At 59.3% G+C, this 18,911-nt stretch carries 20 protein-coding genes and 1 tRNA gene; 15 read left to right on the top strand and 6 right to left on the bottom strand.

The annotated features are described in order from the left end of the window. Positions 1-46 precede the first annotated feature (46 nt). A complete protein-coding gene (locus tag QBL02_RS06375) occupies positions 47-589 on the top strand; it encodes a ClbS/DfsB family four-helix bundle protein (protein ID WP_282725552.1) in 543 nt (180 codons plus the stop codon). Positions 590-621: 32 nt separating this feature from the next. Beyond that, positions 622-1,020: a DUF1622 domain-containing protein gene (locus tag QBL02_RS06370; RefSeq protein ID WP_282725551.1), complete on the top strand. Its 399-nt coding sequence runs from the start codon at positions 622-624 to the stop codon at positions 1,018-1,020. On the opposite strand, the gene QBL02_RS06365 is transcribed toward QBL02_RS06370, so the two are convergent. After that, positions 1,021-1,614 carry a hypothetical protein gene (locus QBL02_RS06365; protein WP_282725550.1) on the bottom strand — a complete coding sequence of 198 codons (594 nt, stop codon included), beginning with the start codon at positions 1,612-1,614 and terminating at the stop codon, positions 1,021-1,023. 107 nt (positions 1,615-1,721) lie between these two features. Between QBL02_RS06365 and QBL02_RS06360 the strand changes: the two genes are divergently transcribed. From QBL02_RS06360 to QBL02_RS06350, 3 genes are read left to right on the top strand one after another with little or no spacing between them, the layout of a single operon-like run. Continuing rightward, a complete protein-coding gene (locus tag QBL02_RS06360) occupies positions 1,722-2,915 on the top strand; it encodes a histidine kinase (RefSeq protein ID WP_282725549.1) in 1,194 nt (397 codons plus the stop codon). Then, positions 2,912-3,595: a response regulator transcription factor gene (locus QBL02_RS06355; RefSeq protein ID WP_282725548.1), complete on the top strand. Its 684-nt coding sequence runs from the start codon at positions 2,912-2,914 to the stop codon at positions 3,593-3,595. The genes QBL02_RS06360 and QBL02_RS06355 overlap by 4 nt, the downstream gene beginning before the upstream one ends. 5 nt (positions 3,596-3,600) lie before the next feature. Continuing rightward, positions 3,601-3,996, top strand: a complete 396-nt coding sequence (locus QBL02_RS06350; RefSeq protein WP_282725547.1) for a VOC family protein — start codon at positions 3,601-3,603, stop codon at positions 3,994-3,996. On the opposite strand, the gene QBL02_RS06345 is transcribed toward QBL02_RS06350, so the two are convergent. Further along, complete coding sequence (locus QBL02_RS06345) at positions 3,993-4,679, bottom strand: MBL fold metallo-hydrolase (RefSeq protein WP_282725546.1); 687 nt, start codon at positions 4,677-4,679, stop codon at positions 3,993-3,995. The genes QBL02_RS06350 and QBL02_RS06345 overlap by 4 nt on opposite strands. 138 nt (positions 4,680-4,817) lie before the next feature. Here QBL02_RS06345 and QBL02_RS06340 point away from each other — a divergent pair. After that, positions 4,818-4,890: transfer RNA gene (locus QBL02_RS06340), tRNA-Glu, on the top strand. 207 nt (positions 4,891-5,097) lie between these two features. Continuing rightward, on the top strand, positions 5,098-5,880 hold the full coding sequence (locus tag QBL02_RS06335) for a hypothetical protein (protein WP_282725545.1): 783 nt from the start codon (positions 5,098-5,100) through the stop codon (positions 5,878-5,880). A 33-nt stretch (positions 5,881-5,913) separates the two neighbouring features. Here QBL02_RS06335 and QBL02_RS06330 read toward each other — a convergent pair whose 3' ends face one another. Beyond that, the gene (locus tag QBL02_RS06330) at positions 5,914-7,518 is read right to left on the bottom strand and encodes a tyrosine-type recombinase/integrase (RefSeq protein ID WP_282725544.1); all 1,605 of its coding nucleotides are present in this window, start codon (positions 7,516-7,518) and stop codon (positions 5,914-5,916) included. Between the two features lie 163 nt (positions 7,519-7,681). Here QBL02_RS06330 and QBL02_RS06325 point away from each other — a divergent pair, with 163 nt between their 5' ends. The 5 genes from QBL02_RS06325 to QBL02_RS06305 all read left to right on the top strand — a co-directional run bounded on the left by QBL02_RS06325 (position 7,682) and on the right by QBL02_RS06305 (position 15,401). Next, on the top strand, positions 7,682-8,116 hold the full coding sequence (locus QBL02_RS06325) for a hypothetical protein (RefSeq protein WP_282725543.1): 435 nt from the start codon (positions 7,682-7,684) through the stop codon (positions 8,114-8,116). A 26-nt stretch (positions 8,117-8,142) separates the two neighbouring features. Further along, positions 8,143-8,607 carry a hypothetical protein gene (locus QBL02_RS06320; RefSeq protein WP_282725542.1) on the top strand — a complete coding sequence of 155 codons (465 nt, stop codon included), beginning with the start codon at positions 8,143-8,145 and terminating at the stop codon, positions 8,605-8,607. A 107-nt stretch (positions 8,608-8,714) separates the two neighbouring features. Continuing rightward, complete coding sequence (locus tag QBL02_RS06315) at positions 8,715-13,535, top strand: type ISP restriction/modification enzyme (RefSeq protein ID WP_282725541.1); 4,821 nt, start codon at positions 8,715-8,717, stop codon at positions 13,533-13,535. A gap of 71 nt (positions 13,536-13,606) precedes the next feature. Then, positions 13,607-14,371: a hypothetical protein gene (locus tag QBL02_RS06310; protein WP_282725540.1), complete on the top strand. Its 765-nt coding sequence runs from the start codon at positions 13,607-13,609 to the stop codon at positions 14,369-14,371. 10 nt (positions 14,372-14,381) lie between these two features. Beyond that, the gene (locus QBL02_RS06305) at positions 14,382-15,401 is read left to right on the top strand and encodes a DUF4238 domain-containing protein (protein ID WP_349238635.1); all 1,020 of its coding nucleotides are present in this window, start codon (positions 14,382-14,384) and stop codon (positions 15,399-15,401) included. A gap of 3 nt (positions 15,402-15,404) precedes the next feature. On the opposite strand, the gene QBL02_RS06300 is transcribed toward QBL02_RS06305, so the two are convergent. Beyond that, positions 15,405-15,962 carry a recombinase family protein gene (locus tag QBL02_RS06300; RefSeq protein ID WP_282725538.1) on the bottom strand — a complete coding sequence of 186 codons (558 nt, stop codon included), beginning with the start codon at positions 15,960-15,962 and terminating at the stop codon, positions 15,405-15,407. A gap of 164 nt (positions 15,963-16,126) precedes the next feature. Between QBL02_RS06300 and QBL02_RS06295 the strand changes: the two genes are divergently transcribed. Together QBL02_RS06295 and QBL02_RS06290 are read left to right on the top strand one after the other, a co-directional pair. Further along, positions 16,127-16,774 carry a hypothetical protein gene (locus QBL02_RS06295; RefSeq protein ID WP_282725537.1) on the top strand — a complete coding sequence of 216 codons (648 nt, stop codon included), beginning with the start codon at positions 16,127-16,129 and terminating at the stop codon, positions 16,772-16,774. A 64-nt stretch (positions 16,775-16,838) separates the two neighbouring features. Further along, positions 16,839-16,997, top strand: coding sequence for a hypothetical protein (locus tag QBL02_RS06290; protein ID WP_282725536.1), 159 nt, complete (start codon positions 16,839-16,841; stop codon positions 16,995-16,997). Positions 16,998-17,033: 36 nt separating this feature from the next. Here QBL02_RS06290 and QBL02_RS06285 read toward each other — a convergent pair whose 3' ends face one another. Further along, entirely contained in the window at positions 17,034-17,540 is a 507-nt protein-coding gene (locus QBL02_RS06285; protein WP_282725535.1) for a hypothetical protein, read from the bottom strand. Between the two features lie 33 nt (positions 17,541-17,573). Between QBL02_RS06285 and QBL02_RS06280 the strand changes: the two genes are divergently transcribed. Beyond that, positions 17,574-18,332 carry a hypothetical protein gene (locus tag QBL02_RS06280; RefSeq protein ID WP_282725534.1) on the top strand — a complete coding sequence of 253 codons (759 nt, stop codon included), beginning with the start codon at positions 17,574-17,576 and terminating at the stop codon, positions 18,330-18,332. Positions 18,333-18,491: 159 nt separating this feature from the next. On the opposite strand, the gene QBL02_RS06275 is transcribed toward QBL02_RS06280, so the two are convergent. Further along, positions 18,492-18,692, bottom strand: a complete 201-nt coding sequence (locus QBL02_RS06275) for a hypothetical protein (protein WP_282725533.1) — start codon at positions 18,690-18,692, stop codon at positions 18,492-18,494. Between the last annotated feature and the right edge of the window lie 219 nt (positions 18,693-18,911).

The following is an 18,911-nucleotide window of genomic DNA, read 5'->3' as shown; positions in this document are numbered from 1 at the left end:
CACAAACTACGCTGCGTTTGACACCCCGCTGGGGTACATTCGGCATATGGCCAGGCCGCAACACAAAGATGAATTACAAAGCGCTTCGCAAACGCAATTCACAAAGCTGAGCAAACTCATTGAGTCGATGAGTGTCGAAGAACGCAACGCGGCGTTTGATTTCGGCGCGGGCTTCGCCCAGAAAGAGGCACACTGGGAGCGAGACAAAAATCTGCGTGACGTGCTGATTCACCTTTACGAATGGCATCGCTTGCTGCTCAATTGGGTCGAAGCCAACTACGAACAGGGCCGCGCAGAGCCGTTCTTGCCATCGCCATACAACTGGAAAAACTACGGCGAGATGAATATCGAGTTCTGGCATGCACACCAGAAGACTTCGACTGACGATGCATGGCGTCTCGTGCAGCAGAGCCACATACAAGTACTACAGCTCATAGAAACGTTCAGCGACGAAGAGTTGTTTGTGAAAGCGCATTTCTCGTGGACCGGTACCACCAGCCTTGGCTCATACTGCGTCTCGGCCACCTCAAGTCACTACGACTGGGCATGCAAAAAGCTTCGCGCTCACCTGAAGATGCTGCGCATCTAGCCCCCGCGCGCCCGAGATGACATGGTTAGAGCATGGAATTTCAGGAGTTCATCGAGATTATTGGCAAGGCGATCGACGCCGTTGGTGTCGGTGCGATTGTGATCGGCGCCTTGATCGCGGGCGTGGCTGCGCTACGAGATATGGCGCAGAAACGCAGCGATGTATACACCCGCTTTCGTCGCTTGCTCGGCCGTTCGATCCTGCTCGGCCTTGAACTGCTGGTCGCGGCCGACATCATTCGTACGGTTGCGGTCACTCCGACCTTCGAGAGCATTGGTGTGCTCGCAGGCATCGTGATTATTCGTACCTTCCTGAGCTGGTCGCTTGAGCTGGAAATGTCAGGTCGCTGGCCATGGCAGAAGAAAAACAAAACGGCGGATCGCGAGACGCCTGTACAACAGACCACAACAGGCGAGGCGGCAAACGCCTAACTACTCCCGCCCAGAACCCGGTTCCGTTGAAGGTGGCGTTGCCGCTCCCGGCTTTGCAAGCGCCAGGCCGACCGAGTGCCATACGGGCCACCCGACAAACCAGATCGCGGTCACGATCCAAACCCTGCCGATCCACGAAGTGAGCTCAGCGGTGCGTGTGGCATCGCCAACCAAGAACGTGATTCCAAGAAGCACCACACTCGCAATCACCGCGCAGCCGAGCATTCGAAACCACTGATTCCACTCGTACTTCACTCTCGCAGGGCCCGTCTTCGGCAGCGCCGCCGGTGCCGGGCCGCCCGCGAATCGGTGCGAAAACCAGACATCTGCTTTCGTGATGATCTGGTGCCCAAACGCGACGGTGAAACCGAGATAGATCGCGCCGAGTCCGTGTGCGAAATCTGCGGTAGTGCCATTGACCAGCATGTCCCACGAGATCAGTGAGAGCAGAAGGAGGTCGAGCACCGGCACGCAAAGCAACAGCACGGTCGAGAGTTTCTGTTTGCCGAGAAAGTACCGCGTGGCGAGCCCCGCCGCTAACACCAGCCAGAAGCTGACCTCACAGGCCAGAATGCCGATCACAATAATGCTCATGCAGCCAGTCTTGTTCGTGCACCAGTTGCTGTGATCCTTCGAGCAGCCTGATCCGTCTCATTCGAACGAATGAGACTTTCGTGCACAGCTTGCGGCAAAATGGGGGCATGATCAGGCGCAGTATCTCGCGGTTAAACGCGAATCCGCGTGGCCGCGACACCGTGATCGCGGTGTTCTGGTTGATCGCCGGTTTGGCGCTGCTGCAGCTCGGTGCGTACCCGCTGTGGCCGCCGCTTGCCGTGTTCCATACCAGCGGCACCGCTTTTCTGCTTATTTTGCTTGCTCTCGCCGCCGTCACCACGCAACGCTCGCAACGCCCGTTTCTCGCGCTTGCGCTGGGCATGCCCCTGATCCTCGCCGATGTACTGTTCGGTGGTACCCTCGGCGCGATCTTGATTCTGACCGACCTCCTTTATTGCGCCGTGAAATATGGCAGCGCGAGAGGCGTTCGAATTCTGCTCTGGCTAATCTTCGGCTTCATCGTGACCATGTTCGGCACGGTGCTGATTTGGTTCCGCACAGAAGCAGTCGCATACGTTGTCGTAGTTCAGTGGACACTGTTTCTGCTCGTGGCCACCCTCTGGGGCTGGAACGTGCGCAGCGAACGCCTGCGCATCAGCGCCGCGCTTGCCGAACAACACGCGCAGTCGACCCAACAGATGCGGCAGCGCATCGCACACGACCTGCATGACCTCGTCGCCAATCAGATCGCCGTATCCGGCCTGCACGTCGAGGCCGCAAAACTACAACTGGCTGCCGCTGCCGAATCGTTGCCGAGCGGCGTACCCGCGCTATCGGAAAGTCTTGACCAAGCTGCGCTCGGAGCTGCTCAGGCCGATGCACAATTACGCCGTCTGATCCAGGTGTTGAAAGCTGTCGACGATTTGAACGAACAACCGGAAGTGCCCACCGAGCAACTCATCAACGAAACTTTGGGCGAGTTGGATCGCCAGCTGCCGGGCGCTCGCCAACTGCGATGGGCTGACGAGGGCAAGCCGGGGCTGTACGCACTGCTGACGAGGTTGCCTGCGGCAAACACTCGAGTTGCCTTGCGGGTCATCCAAGAGCTCATCGCAAACGCAGTAAAACACGGTTCTGGCGACATCGAGTTGAGTGCTCAAAAAAATCGCGTGAGTGTGAAAAACGCCTATTCGCCTGGTACCTCGCACACACGGGGGAGCGGTATCGGCATTAACGGGGCCGACATGCTGCTTGAGGGCACTGGAATGAGCCTTGAATCACGAGCGAGCGAAGCCGAAAATTGGCTGGCCGAACTGACCCTAGAAACGGAGCGCTCATGAGTGAGAACGCAACACCACAGGTTCGAGTTGTGCTGGTTGACGACCACGAAGCCGTGCGCAGCGGCGTGCGCGCGATCCTCTCCACCGACCCCGGCATCAGCATCGTCGGCGAGGCTGAAAACGGCATTGACGCTGCCGCCCTCTGCATCAGCGAGTCACCCGACGTCGCACTCGTTGACATTCGAATGCCTGGCACCGATGGGGTGTGGGCAACCGAACGCATCACCAACGAGACGAAAACCAGAGTGATCATTCTGACGACATTTGACTCAGACGAGCTGATTTCCAGCGCGCTCGCAGCAGGCGCGCACGGATACTTGCTGAAGAGTGTGAAGGGCGCCGAACTGATTCAGGCGGTACATCATGTCGCAGCGGATCGCCACGTGCTCGACCCCGCGATCGCAGGCGGGGTAATTGCACGCCTGACCGCAGCTGAACTCTCGGCGCAGGCGCCGACCGCTGACCCGATTGAAGTCGCTCAGCTCACCGCACGCGAGCGCGAAGTTCTCATGCTCCTAGCCGAGGGGCTCAGCAATCAAGAGATTGCAGAACGACTGCATATTGGGCTTACCACCGTGAAAACCCACGTCGGCGCGCTCTACTCAAAAACTGGTGCAAGCTCACGAGTGCAATTGGGTAGATTCTCGCTGGGCGTGTCTGCGAACGAAGAATTACGCTGAGAACTATGAGTCTCAAACTTGGTTTTATCGGAATCGTCGTGAGCGATATGGGGGCCTCGCTCGCGTTCTACCGTGCACTCGGAGTGCACATCGAATCCGGCGCAGAGACGGAACCCCACGTCGAAGCTCGACTCGACGACGGAGTGCTCATCGCTTGGGACACCCTCGAAGTGATTCAGTCGTTTGACCCGAATTACACTGCGCCGGTCGGTAGTCATCGAGTTGCCCTCGCCTTTGACAAGGGCACACCTGCCGCCGTTGATGCGACATACGCTGAGCTGACCGCAGCAGGATTCACCGGGCACGTCGCGCCTTGGAACGCCCATTGGGGACAGCGCTACGCGACGCTGCTCGACCCCGACGGAAACTCAATCGATCTTTTTGCGGCGCTGCCTGCTTAGCCGAGCGAGAGGCGGGCGCTGCGATCCTCGTCGAGTCTTGGAAGCGTGAGCAGCTCGCCGCCGTACGTTGCCAAACAGCTAGCCACACGGTCGGTGTAGAGCGCGAGGCCGCGATCGCTGAGCATGCCGTCATGCGTCAAAAACACGCGTGGTGCTGCGCAGTTGAGCACAAAATCCATCACCTGCGCGACGGTCGACCAAGGAGAGCCGATCGGCACACCAAGCACGGGAGTTTCAAGCGGAGCGCGGGTCAACGAGTCTCCACCCCAGGCTACGGTGTCGTTTACACGCACGCCGATATTGTCGATCACCGGAATGCTTGAGTGCAGCACCTCATGGCGGCGACCGTAAAAGTCGAGCGCGAAGGGGCCAGCCGTGACGCGATCGCCCTCGGTCACCGTCGAAACACGTGCGTCTGCGATACCCGCTTTGAGGAGCGCAGCCTTCGTTGCGACCGTGGTGTGCACTTTCGCCTCTGGCGCAACTTCGAGAATACTCGCGATGTGTGCGGCATCCCAGTGGTCGGCATGCTCGTGCGTGATCACAATTGCCGCTGGGGGTGCGGTTGATGCGAGCGCCAAGACGATGTCTTGCTGGGTTGAGAAATTGCCCGGATCGATGAAGAGCGAGGCGCCCTCATCTTCGATGACAAGACCGGCGTGAGCGAGGCGAAAACACTGCATAGATTCAGTGTAAACAAGCATGCTCGCTATGTCGCGAGCGCCGGTGACACGCCGCAAACTTTGGGCGATTTTGCGCAAGCTTGACTGCTGTGGCAAACTTAATGAGTTGCCGCGGCACCGAAATGGTCCGAAGCACAAGGCCCCATCGTATAGCGGCCTAGTACGCCGCCCTCTCACGGCGGTAACGCGGGTTCGAATCCCGCTGGGGTCACAGTGAGAAAAAGCCCCCGAATCCCTTTGAAACACAGGGATCGGGGGCTTTCTCTTTTGCCTACCGTAGGTCAGCGACCGGGACGTCCTCCAGATTTGGACACAGAGCGCGGAGGTTTCCCCCAACTGATTTGACATGGATCACCTACATGGCGCGGTCTCCGGGTGGGTCTGTTTAGCACGAGCTAAGGACGCTATGGTTGGAGTTATGGCAGCCGGTGGTGGAGAAGTAGTTCCTGAGGTCATCCGCGAACTGATGGTCGTGGAGCGCAGCGTGGGCAGCACGCTGTCTCCGTCGCTTAAGAGCCCCGGTGGACTAAGCCCGCTTGTGCACGGTGCGAGCGGAGTCCGGGAGCAAGTTGTTCTGTATGCGACAAATGCCATCGAGAAGTCCAGTGGTAGCGGCACCCGAGAGAAAGTTATCCTTGCGGCTGTAGTCGCGGGTGTTAGTATCGGCGGCACACTACTGGTAGTCAAAGGCGTCCCCAAGATCAAACAGTTTTTGGCTGACAAGAAGTTGAAGACGCAAGAGAGTGAAATCGCGGAAGCGGCAGCTTCCGAGGTCGAAGTGTCAACCGCACTTCCTTCTACTGAGTTGCGTCAAGTCGAAGATGAAGTTGACGTCACAGCGGTCGAACTTACGAAAGAACAGTGGTTCGCGCTGTTCTTCGAATCGCTCGCGCATCGTGCAGCGGGACGAGCACACGCCGCGATTAGCGTAGAGCAGTGGGAGACCTTGGTCAGTGCGCGCATACTCAACGACGAAGGCACTCAGTCACTTGCGAGTGCTTTGCGCGAACTCACACCCGAGCAGATTAACGAGAAGGTCGATCTGATCTTGGAAGCCCATCCTGACCTACTGACCGAAGACCCAGAGGTGGTTGTCGAGCGCGTATTCGGTGATGGGGCAGACGCACTGCTGATGCCGGTCCAACGGAGTGAAGTAACCGAGGCTACGCAGACGTTCGTGGAGAACCAACCCGCTGATTAAGCGGACGAGCGCGAGTCTTAAGCGGTGTAGTCGTCACACGTCCCAGATGGTGTCGTAGTAGGGAATCGGATTTCCCGTGGATAGGTCGGATTCTTCCGACATGGCGCGGATACTGGCATCGAGACGAATCGCTATGTCGTCCAGGTCGTCCTCAAAAAGGTCGGCATACACGTCCAATGTGACTGAGGCTTTCTCGTGTCCGAGCGCACGTTGGAGCGCCTTCACGTTCGCGCCCTCGGAGATTGCGAGGCTTGCATAGGTGTGCCGCAATTCGTGCGGCTTTACGTCGCCCAGCGGCTTTGGTGGGATGTCATCGTTCTCGGTGGCGGCTTTAGCGGCGAGCGCGTCCATCTCCGCGACAGCCGGGGTAAGCCAGCCCGTGCGGAAACTCGCGTTGCGCAACCACGACCGCGTGCGCACGCCGACGAACAGGGGTTCTTGTTCCAGCACCCGCAGAGCATCACGCAGAATCTCTGCCTGGCGCGGCGCTTTCGCGATCTGTTTCTCTAGGCGGGCAATGCGCTCCGGGATGAGGGCGACGTTCTTCTCCAGTCCCTCGATGCGAGGGAGCTTGCTCAATGTTTTTGCGGCGGCGGCGATGCGGACATCTACGGGCTCAGTCGGCATTCCGGCAACCGCACGCGCGTCACGGTCGGCTTCAAGTCCGGCGATACGAGCGGTCAGGGTGGCATTCCGTTCACGCACCTCGTCGAGCCGAGCCGCAAGCACCACTCCTCGCGCACGGACACGTTCGAGTTCGGCGCTTTTCGCGTCAAGAAGCGCAAGCTGATCTTTGAGACGTTTCGCATCAACCGCAAGCTCCTCCCGGCGGCGGACGATATGGGTGCGCACGAGCGCAGCGATGATGTCTGGAATCGGAACCGAGCGCGTGGAGTACGACTTGGGTACACCCTCAGTGGGAACCCCATCGACGAGAACGACCGTGTGCGCGATGGAGAGCCGTCGAGTCTTGAGGTCAACATCCCCAATCCGGAGTCCGGCAAGCTCGCTCCAGCGCAGCCCGGTGTACGCGAGAAGAGCGACGATGAGGTCGTAGCCGTGCGCCTCGCCGTTGTTTGTCCGACCCACGATTTCGTAGAGCGTCGCAATCTGCTCGTCTGTCAGGTAGCGTTTCTGTTTTTTGGGAACCCGTGGCTGCTTGACCTTGCTGGCAGGGTTGGTGTGGATGCGGTTGTGCTCGATTGCGAACTCGAAAATCCCCCGCAGAACGCTCACCTGCTTGCGCACTGTCTCCGCCTCTCCGGTGAGGGTGCGAATCCACTCGTTCACATCTCCCCGCGTGACGGAACCGATGCGGTGCTCACCGAGATCGGGGATGATGCGCGTGCGGACGATACCGCGCACGCGGGCATACGTGGAGCGCTTAGTGGCGGGGTCAGCCTCGCGCGTAGCCAACCACTCCTCAGCAACCGATGCGACCGTGACCCGACCGTGAGCGGGGTCAACGAACGTGCCTTGTGCACGCTTGACCTCCATCTCAAGCTGGAACGCTTTCGCTGCCGCGCGGGTCTCAAAACTGCCCTTCGACCCCTGCTTGCCATCGGGTTTCCAGTACCGCGCTTTGTAGCGCGTGCCTTTTTTCGTGTCGTACGGCTCGATGCCGTTTTTTGCTGCCACGTCTAACCATCCTTTTCGAATCCGCTACATCATGGTCGGGACGCGACCAAACGGAACCAGACGGAATCTCGACGAGCCCGACCATGATGTAGTCGTGTCCGATCCAGGGGGCGGCTGCGCAGTTGAGTGCCGCAGCCGCCTCTCACCTTCACCAGGAGCCCGAATGCCCAAGACAGCCGTCTTCTATTTGGACGCCCGCGTGCTCGGGCTTCCTGCTGTGACCGACGTGAGGGTATCCGACCTCGATGATCTGCTGCTGCGCATCCGTGCGATCTATCCACTCGAAGTCATCATCATCACCTCTCCGCTGATGGACGGCACGGTGCGCCGACGGATCGGGATGTTGAGCGTCACCGACATCGTGGGAGCGGCGACACACTCGCCCACGGCTACCGCAGGGGCGGTTACGCGCGACTCCCACGTCCGTAAAGCACGCGGTGCTGCGTCGGGGTGGCTTCTCGCGCTAGATGCGCCTGCGGAGCGCCTGCGCGCTGCGGTGGTGCCGGTTCGGTTGCTTGCGGTGGGGCTGCGCGTCGATCCACCGAGTATCGAAGACATCGAGGAGCCGCTTTTGACTCCCGCGCGGAGGAAGATATGAGTGTACGACGGTCGCGGGGGACGGTGTTGGTCGATGCGAGCGCGATCGCGTCACCGCTGGTCGAGGACGACACGATCGTGAATGCGTGTGCGCAGTTCGACTGGGACGTGAAGAAGTGGCTGCGCAGCGCCGAGGTGATTTTTCTCTTCGGTGACGGACAGCTTTCCGAGTGGGCATCCCAGGTGCGATCGCGGCTCGATTACATCGGTCTCAAGACGACGACCCCGGCTGCGCTCTCAGAGCAAGCGATGTGGACGCGGCAGTTGTGGTTCCTCCACGACGACTCGGGACGACCACCTCACCATATGCGTGCAGATCGTGTGGAGCGCATTGTGGTGCCGTGGGGTGAGGAGCCACCCTTTGATGTGGTGGTCGAGAAGGTGGCTCACTATGTGGCTCTGATGTCGTTTCCCGAGGACGACGACGAACCTCGCGTGCGCACACAAGATTTCGATTCGTTTGGGATCGCGGCGGACGAGGAGCCCTTCTGACCGAAGTGTGACTCACGGAGGCGGGTGCGTGCGTGTGCTCTCTATGTTCAACGGTGGCACTCGATAGATTGGGAAGGAGTGTGTCCCTAATTGAAGCGAGTGCATCCGTGACTAACAACGATGTCAGTGTCAGCAGTATCCACGACGTGCTTGCGCAATACCGCAAGGTTGCCTTCGACGAGTATGACAAGGGCTCTCACTTCGAGCGCCTGATGCAGGCGTTCCTCAAGACGGAGCCGCAGTACGAAGCGCTCTACGACGAGGTGTGGCGCTGGTCTGAGTACCCGGAGCGCGGCAACCGCCCCGACACGGGTATCGACTTGGTGGCTCGCAGCCGCGACACCGGTGAACTCACGGCGATCCAGTGCAAGTTCTTCGCGCCGAAGACGACGGTGACTAAGGGGATGCTGGACTCGTTCCTTTCCGCCTCGGGAAAGATGACCGTGGACTACGTTCCCGAGTTCACATCACGCCTGGTCGTTTCCACCTCCGACACCTGGGGCAAGAACGCCGAAGATGCGATCACCGACCAGACGATCCCAGTAGAGCGTCTGCGCGTGCAGGACTTGGATGAATCGTCGATCGACTGGTCACAATTCGTCTGGGGCGAGCCGGGGAGCCTTTCGAAGAAAGCTCACAAGACGCCGTTCGACTACCAGGAGACCGCGATCTCCAACGTGGTCGAGGGCTTCGGTGAACATGACCGGGGCAAGCTCATCATGGCGTGCGGCACCGGCAAGACATTCACATCGCTACGCCTCGCTGAGAAGACCGTCCCGCTCGGCGGAACGGTGCTGTTCCTCGTTCCCTCGATCGCTCTCTTGTCGCAGACGCTCAAAGAGTGGACGATCCAGGCTGAGGTGCCGCTGCGTTCGTTCGCTGTGTGTTCTGACGTGTCGGTCGGTAAGCGTCGAACCGAAGAAGACATCCCGGTGCGTGACCTTGCCTTCCCGGCAACGACCAACGCAAACGCGCTCATCACTCAGTTCAACCAGGGCGACGCATCCAACAAGCTGACGGTCGTGTTCTCGACCTATCAGTCGCTCGCGGTCATCTCGAAGGCTCAGGGTCTCGGGCTGCCGGAGTTTGATCTCATCATCTGCGACGAGGCGCACAGAACCACCGGCGCGGCGATGGCGGAAGAAGACGAATCCGCTTTCATGAAGGTGCACGACCAGACCTTCGTGCAGGGCGCGAAGCGCCTCTACATGACGGCAACCCCGCGCATCTTCTCGGACGGCACCCGCAAGAAGGCGGGCGAGATCGGCGCGAAGCTCGCCGACATGGACGACGAGACGGTCTACGGTCCGGAGTTCCACCGCCTCGGGTTCGGTGAAGCCGTCAGCATGGGACGGCTCACCGATTACAAGGTTCTCGTGCTCGCCGTGGACGAAGACTTCGTGGCGCGTGAGTTCCAATCGCTCATGTCTCAGGACGGCTACGAACTGGCGATGGAAGACACCGCCAAGATCGTCGGCACCTGGAACGGTCTCTCGAAACGATCAGTGCGCAAAGACGAGTACGCGGATGACCCCATCCCGATGCAGCGCGCAGTCATGTTCGCGAAGGACATCGCCACGTCGCGCAGGCTCTCCGACGCGTTCCAGCACGTCATCGAGGGCGAAATCCAACGCCTCGAAGCGTCCGGTGAAGACACCTCGAAGCTGCTTCACACAGAGTCGCAACACGTCGATGGCACCCAGTCAATGCTCGTGCGCAACGAGAAGATCGACTGGCTGAAACAGCCATCACCGGAGAATACCGTGCGTATTCTCTCGAACGCAAAGTGCCTGTCTGAGGGTGTGGACGTTCCCGCCCTTGACGCGGTGATGTTCATGAACCCGCGTAAGTCTGTGGTCGATGTGGTGCAGTCCGTTGGTCGAGTGATGCGGAAGATGAAGGGCAAGAAGTTCGGGTACGTCATTCTCCCGATCGCAGTCCCAAGCGATGTTGAACCCGATCAAGCTCTGAACAACAACGATAAGTACCGAGTGGTCTGGCAGGTGCTCCAGGCGCTCCGCGCGCACGACGAGCGTTTCGACGCCGAGGTCAACAAGATCGACCTCACCAAGAAGACCAACCGGCTTATGGTCGATGTCATTGGCGCTGGCGGCGGCAAGAGCGAAGACGAAGAAGACACCGCAACCAAGGGTGCGGACAAGATCAACACCGCGCTCCAGCTCGACTTCTCGAAGATCGAGGCGTGGCGCGATGCGATTCTCTCCAAGATCGTGCAGAAGGTCGGCGAGCGACGATATTGGGAGAACTGGGCGAAGGACGTTGCCTCGATCGCTGAGGCTCACACCACTCGCATCGAAGCGCTCATCGGTGGTGAGAACAAGCTAATTCGAGAAGAGTTCGAGGCGTTCACCGAGGGGCTGCGTCTCAACCTGAACCCCGACATTTCTCACAACGACGCGGTGCAGATGCTTTCGCAGCATCTCATCACGCAGCCCGTGTTCGACGCACTGTTCGAGGGGTACGAGTTCTCAGAGAACAACCCTGTCTCGCAGGTGATGAACCAGATGGTCAAGGTTCTTGACGAAGCGAATCTCGACACCGAGACGGTAAAGCTCGAGAAGTTCTATGAAAGCGTGCGCACCCGTGCTGCCGGTATCGACGACCCCGGCGCGAAGCAAACGATCGTGAAGGAACTTTACGAGAAGTTCTTCTCGACGGCGTTTTCTCGCACAAGTGAAAAGCTCGGCATCGTCTATACCCCGAACGAGATCGTGGATTTCATCATCCATAGCGTCAACGACATTCTGAAAGATGAGTTCGACACCTCGCTCTCCGATGAAGGTGTGCACATCCTCGACCCGTTCACCGGGACGGGGACATTTATCGTGCGCCTGCTCCAGTCGGGGCTCATCAAGCCGCATGATCTCGCGCGGAAGTACCGCTATGAGCTTCACGCGAACGAGATCGTGCTGCTCGCGTATTACGTTGCTGCAATCAACATCGAGGAGACCTACCACTCACTCCAGGGCGGCAACTACGTGCCGTTCGATGGCATCGTCCTAACCGACACCTTCCAAATGTTTGAGGACGATGACGAACTCGATGACATGGGCGTGTTCAAGACGAACAACGATCGTGTAGTAGCGCAGAAGGAACGCGACATCCGTGTGGTGATCGGGAATCCGCCATACTCGAAGGGGCAGACTTCGGGGAACGACGACAACCAGAACAACTCGTATCCGACGCTCGACTCACACATCCGTGATTCCTATGCAGCGCGTTCGACCGCGACGAATAAGAACAATCTCTACGACTCCTACATACGTGCGATTCGTTGGGCTTCCGATCGCGTGGGGGACAACGGCATTGTTGGATATGTCTCCAACGGTGGGTACATCGACGGTAATACCGCTGATGGTCTTCGTCTGAGCCTGATGGACGAGTTTACGAGCGTCTACGTCTTCAACCTACGAGGGAATCAGCGAACGGCTGGTGAGCAGTCTCGCAAGGAAGGGGGAAAGGTCTTTGGGTCTGGGTCTCGCGCGACTATTGCGATTGCACTACTTGTCAAGAACCCGAAGCAACAGCTCCCCGGCAAGCTTCACTACTATGACATCGGCGACTATCTCGACACGGCGCAGAAGCTCGGCAAGATCAGCGCCTTCGGCTCTGCGAGTGTCATTCCCTGGAAGCTAATCGATCCGACTCCCGAAGGCGACTGGATCAACAAGCGTAACGATGACTTCGCGAAGTTCGCTCCGATCGGAGAGAAAGATAAAGCCAAGGCGCGTGAGACTCGGGTATTTGAGTCTTACGGGCGTGGACTTGCGACTGCTCGGGATTCTTGGGTCTATAGCTTCTCCGAGAAAGACCTGTCGCAGAATGTGAGCGCGATGGTCGCGTTCTTCAACGGCGAAGTCGATCGGCGGGCTCTCGCTGCTAGACGGGGGCAAGCGTTCAAACGGAACGTAGATGCGACGCAAATGAGTTGGAATCGCGCTGATGCTACACGACTAGACCGGGGCGAAAAGCTACCGACCGGGCAGTCTACTTCGCGGACTGCGATGTACCGAGCATTCCAGAAACAGCACGTAGTTTTCGACCGTGATCTCAACGACATGGTCTACAAGCTCAACGAGGCGTTTCCGAGTCAAGATACAGAGAACATCGGAATCTATTACGTCGGCGCGGGGTCTGCCGTTCCGTTCTCCGTGTTGATGCTCGACTGTCTCCCGGATTTGCATGTGACTGGAGCGGGGAGCGGGGGGCAGTTCTTTCCGCGCTTCAGCTACCGCCCCGTCGTCGTGGACTCGCGCGCGCTCGACATCTTCGATGAAGGTGATAGCCCAGCATTCGAACGGATTGACAACATCACAGATGAGATTCTGGTCGACTATCGAAACGCATACGGTGTGAAGACTTCGAAGGACGACATCTTCTTCTATGTCTACGGGCTACTCCATTCGCGGGAGTACCGCGCCGATTTCGAAGCTGACCTCATGAAAATGCTGCCCCGCATCCCTAAGGTGAAGGCGTTCAAGGAGTTCGTTGCGGCGGGTCGTGCGCTCTCTGATCTCCACCTCAACTACGAGACCGTGGAGCCGTATGCGCTGACGGAGAACGTGAAGCCCAACGCCTCGTTGCGCGTGACGAAGATGCGCTACGCGAAGGATGGTCGCAAGGATGACAAGACCACCATCATCTACAACGACGACATCACAATCACTGGCATCCCGGAGGAGGCGCACGAGTACCTGCTCGGCTCGCGCTCAGCGCTTGACTGGATCGTTGAGCGCTACCAAGTCAAGACCGACAAAGCGTCCGGCATCATCAACGACCCGAACGCGTGGGGCGACGAACATGGCGACCCCCGCTACATCCTCGACCTCATTAAGCGCATCACCACGGTGAGCGTCGAGACCGTCAAGATCGTCAAGGGATTGCCTGCGCTGGAGGTCTTGGGTTGATGACGCCCTCCACGCCCTCAGCGCGCCCCGACCAAACAGCAATCCAGCGTGCCATTATCCAGGAGGCGCACTTGACGCGGGCGCTACTGGGTGCAGGGACGACATCGATCCGACACTCCTTCTTCGGTGATCCAGGGCGCATGTATGAGGCGTTCTTCGGGCTGTCTCAGGGTATTGAACGACTAAGCAAGCTAATCCTTGTTTGCGATCAGTATCAACGGACGGGTCGCTTCCCACCGCCGGGTGAAGTGGAGAACTACCGTCACAATCTGACGCGCCTCGTCCGCGATGTTGAGGCAGTTGCGTCGGCAAATGGCGTTGACCTCGTTGACGCACCTTCTGCAAATGCAGGGTCGAAAGCGGTCGTCGGCTTTCTCAACAAGTTCGCTGAGAAGGATCGCTACTACAACCTCAACCGTCTTACGCAGGGTGACGGCGCAACGATTGATGATCCGATCTCGCGGTGGGTGACGCTCGTTCGCACTTACGTTCCGGAGCGTCGCGTGAACCCTGGTCAACAACGGCAAGACGCCATGCATCGCGGGTTTGCTCGATACATGGATGAGAACGTGCCGCTGGCAATCATCGATCACGTCTCACTTAGCGGCGACCGGTTGAGTTCTTTCGAAGCGATGACGACGCAGTTGCAGGACGACAAACGGATCGGCGTCGAGGGGATGCTCCTCGCGATCCGACCCATCCGGTTCCTGTCGCACACAATCAGCACCCTTGACTATGGGCGTGGCTTACCGGTATTCACAGAGTTCTTCGATGACTGGATGATGCCAGATTCATACCTTCGGCGGCGGCGTCGCTTTCCTCTACACAGGTCTTAGGTCGCACACCGTGAGCGCAGAGCAAAACCCCGCAAAGTGGCATCATTTTGTGCCGAGGATGCTGCTGCGCGGGTTCGCCACCGACAAAGACTTGATTTGCGCTGTCCGACTGCCTGGCGACACAACCTTCACAGCAACGACGAAATCGGTCGCGGCAAAGAAACACCTGTACTCCGTAGATGCTGTCGGACAAGCGCCTGACGCATTCGAAAAGATACTGAGCGAGGTGGAAGGCGACGCGAGCCGGATCATTCGCCAAGTGATCGAAGGGCGAACGCGGTTGACCGAAGAGGATCGTAACGGGCTCGCGTTTTTCATTGCGCTCCAAGCCGCGCGTGGTCCGGAAATGAAGCGGAGCATGGAGCACGTTGCGAGCGAAGCTCTACGAATGCAGATCGGCGCGGGTGGGAAACCAGCGTTGCGTCGCAGAATCGCGGAGAGTCAGGGACGCGAGGCAACAGACGCGGAGGTCGATGCACTCTGGGATCGAGTCATGGAGCCTGGGGCGACCCTTGTGTCGATGACGAACCTCAAGTTTGTGAAGCAAATTGTCATGACGGCAGAGCAGCTTCTGCCGTACATCTCGGGTCGACCCTGGACGGTTCATCGGTTCGAGCAACGGTCATTGATCGTATCGGACTCCCCAGTCGGGCTCATCCCGCATCCCGATGACGACGATGACCCGTGGGGTGGGACTGGTTTCATGACGGCGTGGGGCATCACGTTCCCTTTGTCGCGAAAAGTCGGCATCCTGATGTCCGACCCGATGGTGTTTGCAGACCTTGTTCCGGTCGAGCGTGTACGCGCTGGTCATTTCGATCAGACGATGCAGGGCACCGCCGCCGTCGAGAAGCTCTTCAATGAGATGACAGTGCGGGGTGCCCGCGAATGGATTTACCACCACCCTGACGACGCCAAGTTCGTCCCAGACGATCTGCCGGAACCTGATCCACTCAGTTTCCAGTTCGTCGGCGACCGCATCGAGTTCAGCGGGGAGCCGATCTTTCTGCAACCTTCGCCCGCAGAATAGCGGTCACGGTAGTTCCACGACCTTCGCGATCGTGGTCTTCCCCACACCGAGGAGGCGCGCGATCTCGCGGAGCGACTTGCCGTCGGCGCGGAGCGAACGTGCGTGCTCCTTCTGCTCGTTTGTCAGGGCTTCTCGCCGCCCGAGCTTCTGCCCGCGTGCACGAGCCGCTTCGAGTCCGTCACGGGTACGCTCCCGCAGAATCTCGACCTCAAGCTGTGCCACCGCTGCCATGATTGTCAGGATCAAGCGTGAGGTCGCCCCTTCTGTGGAGATGCCGTCGTTGAGCGAGCGCAGCGCGACGCCCTTCTCGTCGAGACCTTCGACAATCTCCAGTGCAGAGCGAGCGTTACGCGCGAGGCGGTCAAGACGATAGATCACAAGCACATCCCCGTCACGCAGCTGCTTCCAGAGGTCTGCGAACTCCGGGCGGCTCAACGGAGCCTTGGTGCCACTGACGCCGTGGTCGACGAATACCTTCTCGCATCCCGCTCTGAGGAGCGCATCGGTCTGGAGGTCGAGGTTCTGCTCGGTCGTTGAGACTCGTGCGTATCCGATCAGCATGGTGTCCTCCAAAGGTGTCCGTGGTTTTGAATTGACGGACGGGGTTTGCGGACATTGATATCTGCGGATTTACGCGGGTTGCCCAAACGTCCGTCAACCGGTCGTCTTGCGGACATCATGGTCGGCGCGGCTACCATTAGAACGAGACGTAGGGAGGAGGGTGGATGTTGGCAGGTTCGGTAGCCGATTGGGCGATGGTTGTCGTGACGCTCGGTGCGGTCGTCGTCGCGGGAATCGCACTCGGGTTCAGTCGCAAGGCAAACGAGGCAAGCTCGGAGGCGAATCGGATCGCTCAGGCGGTGTACGCCGAAGATGTCAGAGCGCGGAACGAAGCGCAGGCACGGCTCGTCTATGCGTCCGTTCTTGGAGGCGCGATCTACCGTAAGGGTGACCCGATCTCGCGCCGGGATGGTGAGTATTCGATGACGCAGGTCGGCGGGAACGTCCTCGGTAGCGATCCTGATCGTCCGCATGAGTACATCGCTCTCGAAGACATGCAGATCATCGACATCGAGATCATCAACGGCAGCACCGAAGTGATCGGTGCTTTTCAGACGCAGTTGTACGACCTTCGGAAGCAGGCGATCGTGCCGGGTTCCATCGGCTCAGAGTTCATTCGACCGGGCGAGAAGACAACGCGCATTTGTATCGCCACTCCAGAGATCGAGAGTCACTTCCTCCCCGAGATTTCCTTCCGGGACTCCGCAGGGCTGTTCTGGTCTCGTCGCGGATATGAGCCGGTGCATCCCCTCGATCCAGAGCGCCGCAAGATCTTCGATGATCTGGCGCGGCTCCGTGGCGGTGTCTCATAGCGAGCCCGAGCGCAATCGTGTCGAGTTCGACTACTCGCCGCCGTGTGCGAGTATCTTCGGCGGCATGACCGTCTCTCCCGCGATCTGCCCAGAGTGCGGTGCGATGGCGCGCGTCTTTGAAGCAGAGATGGGCTTGTATCTGGGCTGTGACGAAATCGAGTGCTTGTGGATGAGTGAGCCCGAACGCATGGAACAGTTCGACCCCGACGCTGACGCTGAGTAGCACCGGGGTCGGGGTCGAATCTGCCCTCGTGGTGGATTATGCAGTTGCGCGGCGGCGGATCATGTAGACCGCTGCTGCTCCGAAGAGTCCGAGGAGCGCTGCTCCACCGACCCACAGTGCGGGTGAAGCATCACCACCAGTCCAAGCGATCACACCGTCTCCGCCTTCGACGTGAAGTATCTCGTCAGGATCGCCACATTCACCGGTGCTCACTGTGCGCCCAAGTGCATCGCGAGTGGTTTCGACGAAGTACAACTTCGTGTCAGAGGTCATCTTCTCCGGGGTGAACTTGGCGGAGTCGATCTCCAAGTTCTCGACCATGCCACCCTGCAGCTTCTCGCTCGTCCACTCGTAGGCCATGTTCGATTCGGTACACGCCTCGGCAACCGTCACGCTCGCATCTGCGCGGTATCCACGGATGGTGACCGTCGCTCCCTCCGGCACGTAGCCGTTGAGGATCGCCTTGTCCCAGGTCTGCTCCCCAAGGTCTACTGTCTGGTCGCCATTGTCGGTCTGAGCCTTGGTGGTCACGTCCACGATCACGCTGGACTCTTCGGCGATGCCGCACTCACCACGGTGGATGACGAGGGCTTCCTCGCTTTCCGCAGGGATCGTGGTCAGCGTCTCGATCCAGAGGTACTTGCCGAACTCCTCGGGCACGAAGCTCTCGGAGGTGAACTCACCCTCTGCGGTGACGTGGATCGACTCGGAGGTAGAGAAGACCGGATCGGCACCGCAGCACCGCTCGTCGTATCGTCAGCCGATAAGGCGTCGCAGGAATCGCGGAACAAGCTCCAGGAGATCCTCGACGAGTTCACGGTCAAGACCGACGCTCACACCGCAACCGGCGCAGACTTCCGTGAGGTCGTCGAGCAGAGCATCGCCACGGCTACTCCGAAGATCGCAAGTGCGAGCCAGGTCATCACTGACGAGGTCACCGCCTGGCAGGATGCGGAAGACGCCCGCATCGAAGCGGAGCGCGTCGCCGCTGAGGAAGCTGCCCGCGCAAGCTACGGTGGTGGCTCTGGTTACTCCGGTGGCGGATCCTTCCGCCACTGGATTGAGTCCGAAGCTGCTGCGTGGGGCGTAGGCGTCTCCTACATCGACGGCAACATCAGCTACGGCAGTGTCAACCACGTCCGCATTGCAAACGTGGTAGCCAATGCTGGCGGAGAGCGTGCTCGCATGGTCGTTCGTCACGAGATCGCTCACGCGGTGACCTACCGCTCAGACAACTGCATGAGTGCGGGGTTGAACACCGAAATCACCGCGCAGTATTTCACAATGAAGACTTGGGGGTTCTACGTGGATAACTATCGCGCCCCGACAGCCTAAGAGAACGAAGCGCTACGCGCCGCTTGCGGCTGACCCAGACGGTCAGGGGTGGTGCCCTGACCCGCAGCCCCCGCCCCAGGTGATGTTTTCGCATCCTTTCGAGCCTGGCAGGCGGGGGTTGCACCCTTTTCGATCTGCACGATCATGCTCTGTCGCTAGTCAGATTGCGGCAGCGGTGCTCGTCAGTTTCCGCGACTCGAACCACTCGACCACGTCGGCGCGACTGTACCGAATATCGGTGCGGCTCAACTTGATGAACGGCGTAGTCGCATCGCCGCCCAACCACCTCATCTTTGCGAGCCGCTGGCGGGTGAAGCCGGACTCTTCGCTGACCTTGTCGATGCTCATCAGATCGTCCATTTTCGTTCCTTTCTCGATGTCGCCTTCATCATGGTCGGGGCGCGAGCGGATCGAACCGCCACCGTCAGGAACTCATCGAAATTTGGACACATTTTGGACACGTTGCATCTGAAACGAGGGGAATTGAGCGACCATGACGAGCATCAAAAACCCCGGAATTATGCGGAATCGTGCCCGAATCGAGCCCTCAGATTAGGCTGCGTCAGCCCTCTCACGGCG

This window comes from Leucobacter sp. UT-8R-CII-1-4 (genome assembly GCF_030010235.1).
Classification (GTDB): Bacteria; Actinomycetota; Actinomycetes; order Actinomycetales; family Microbacteriaceae; genus Leucobacter.
This window is presented reverse-complemented; position numbering and strand designations above follow the sequence as displayed.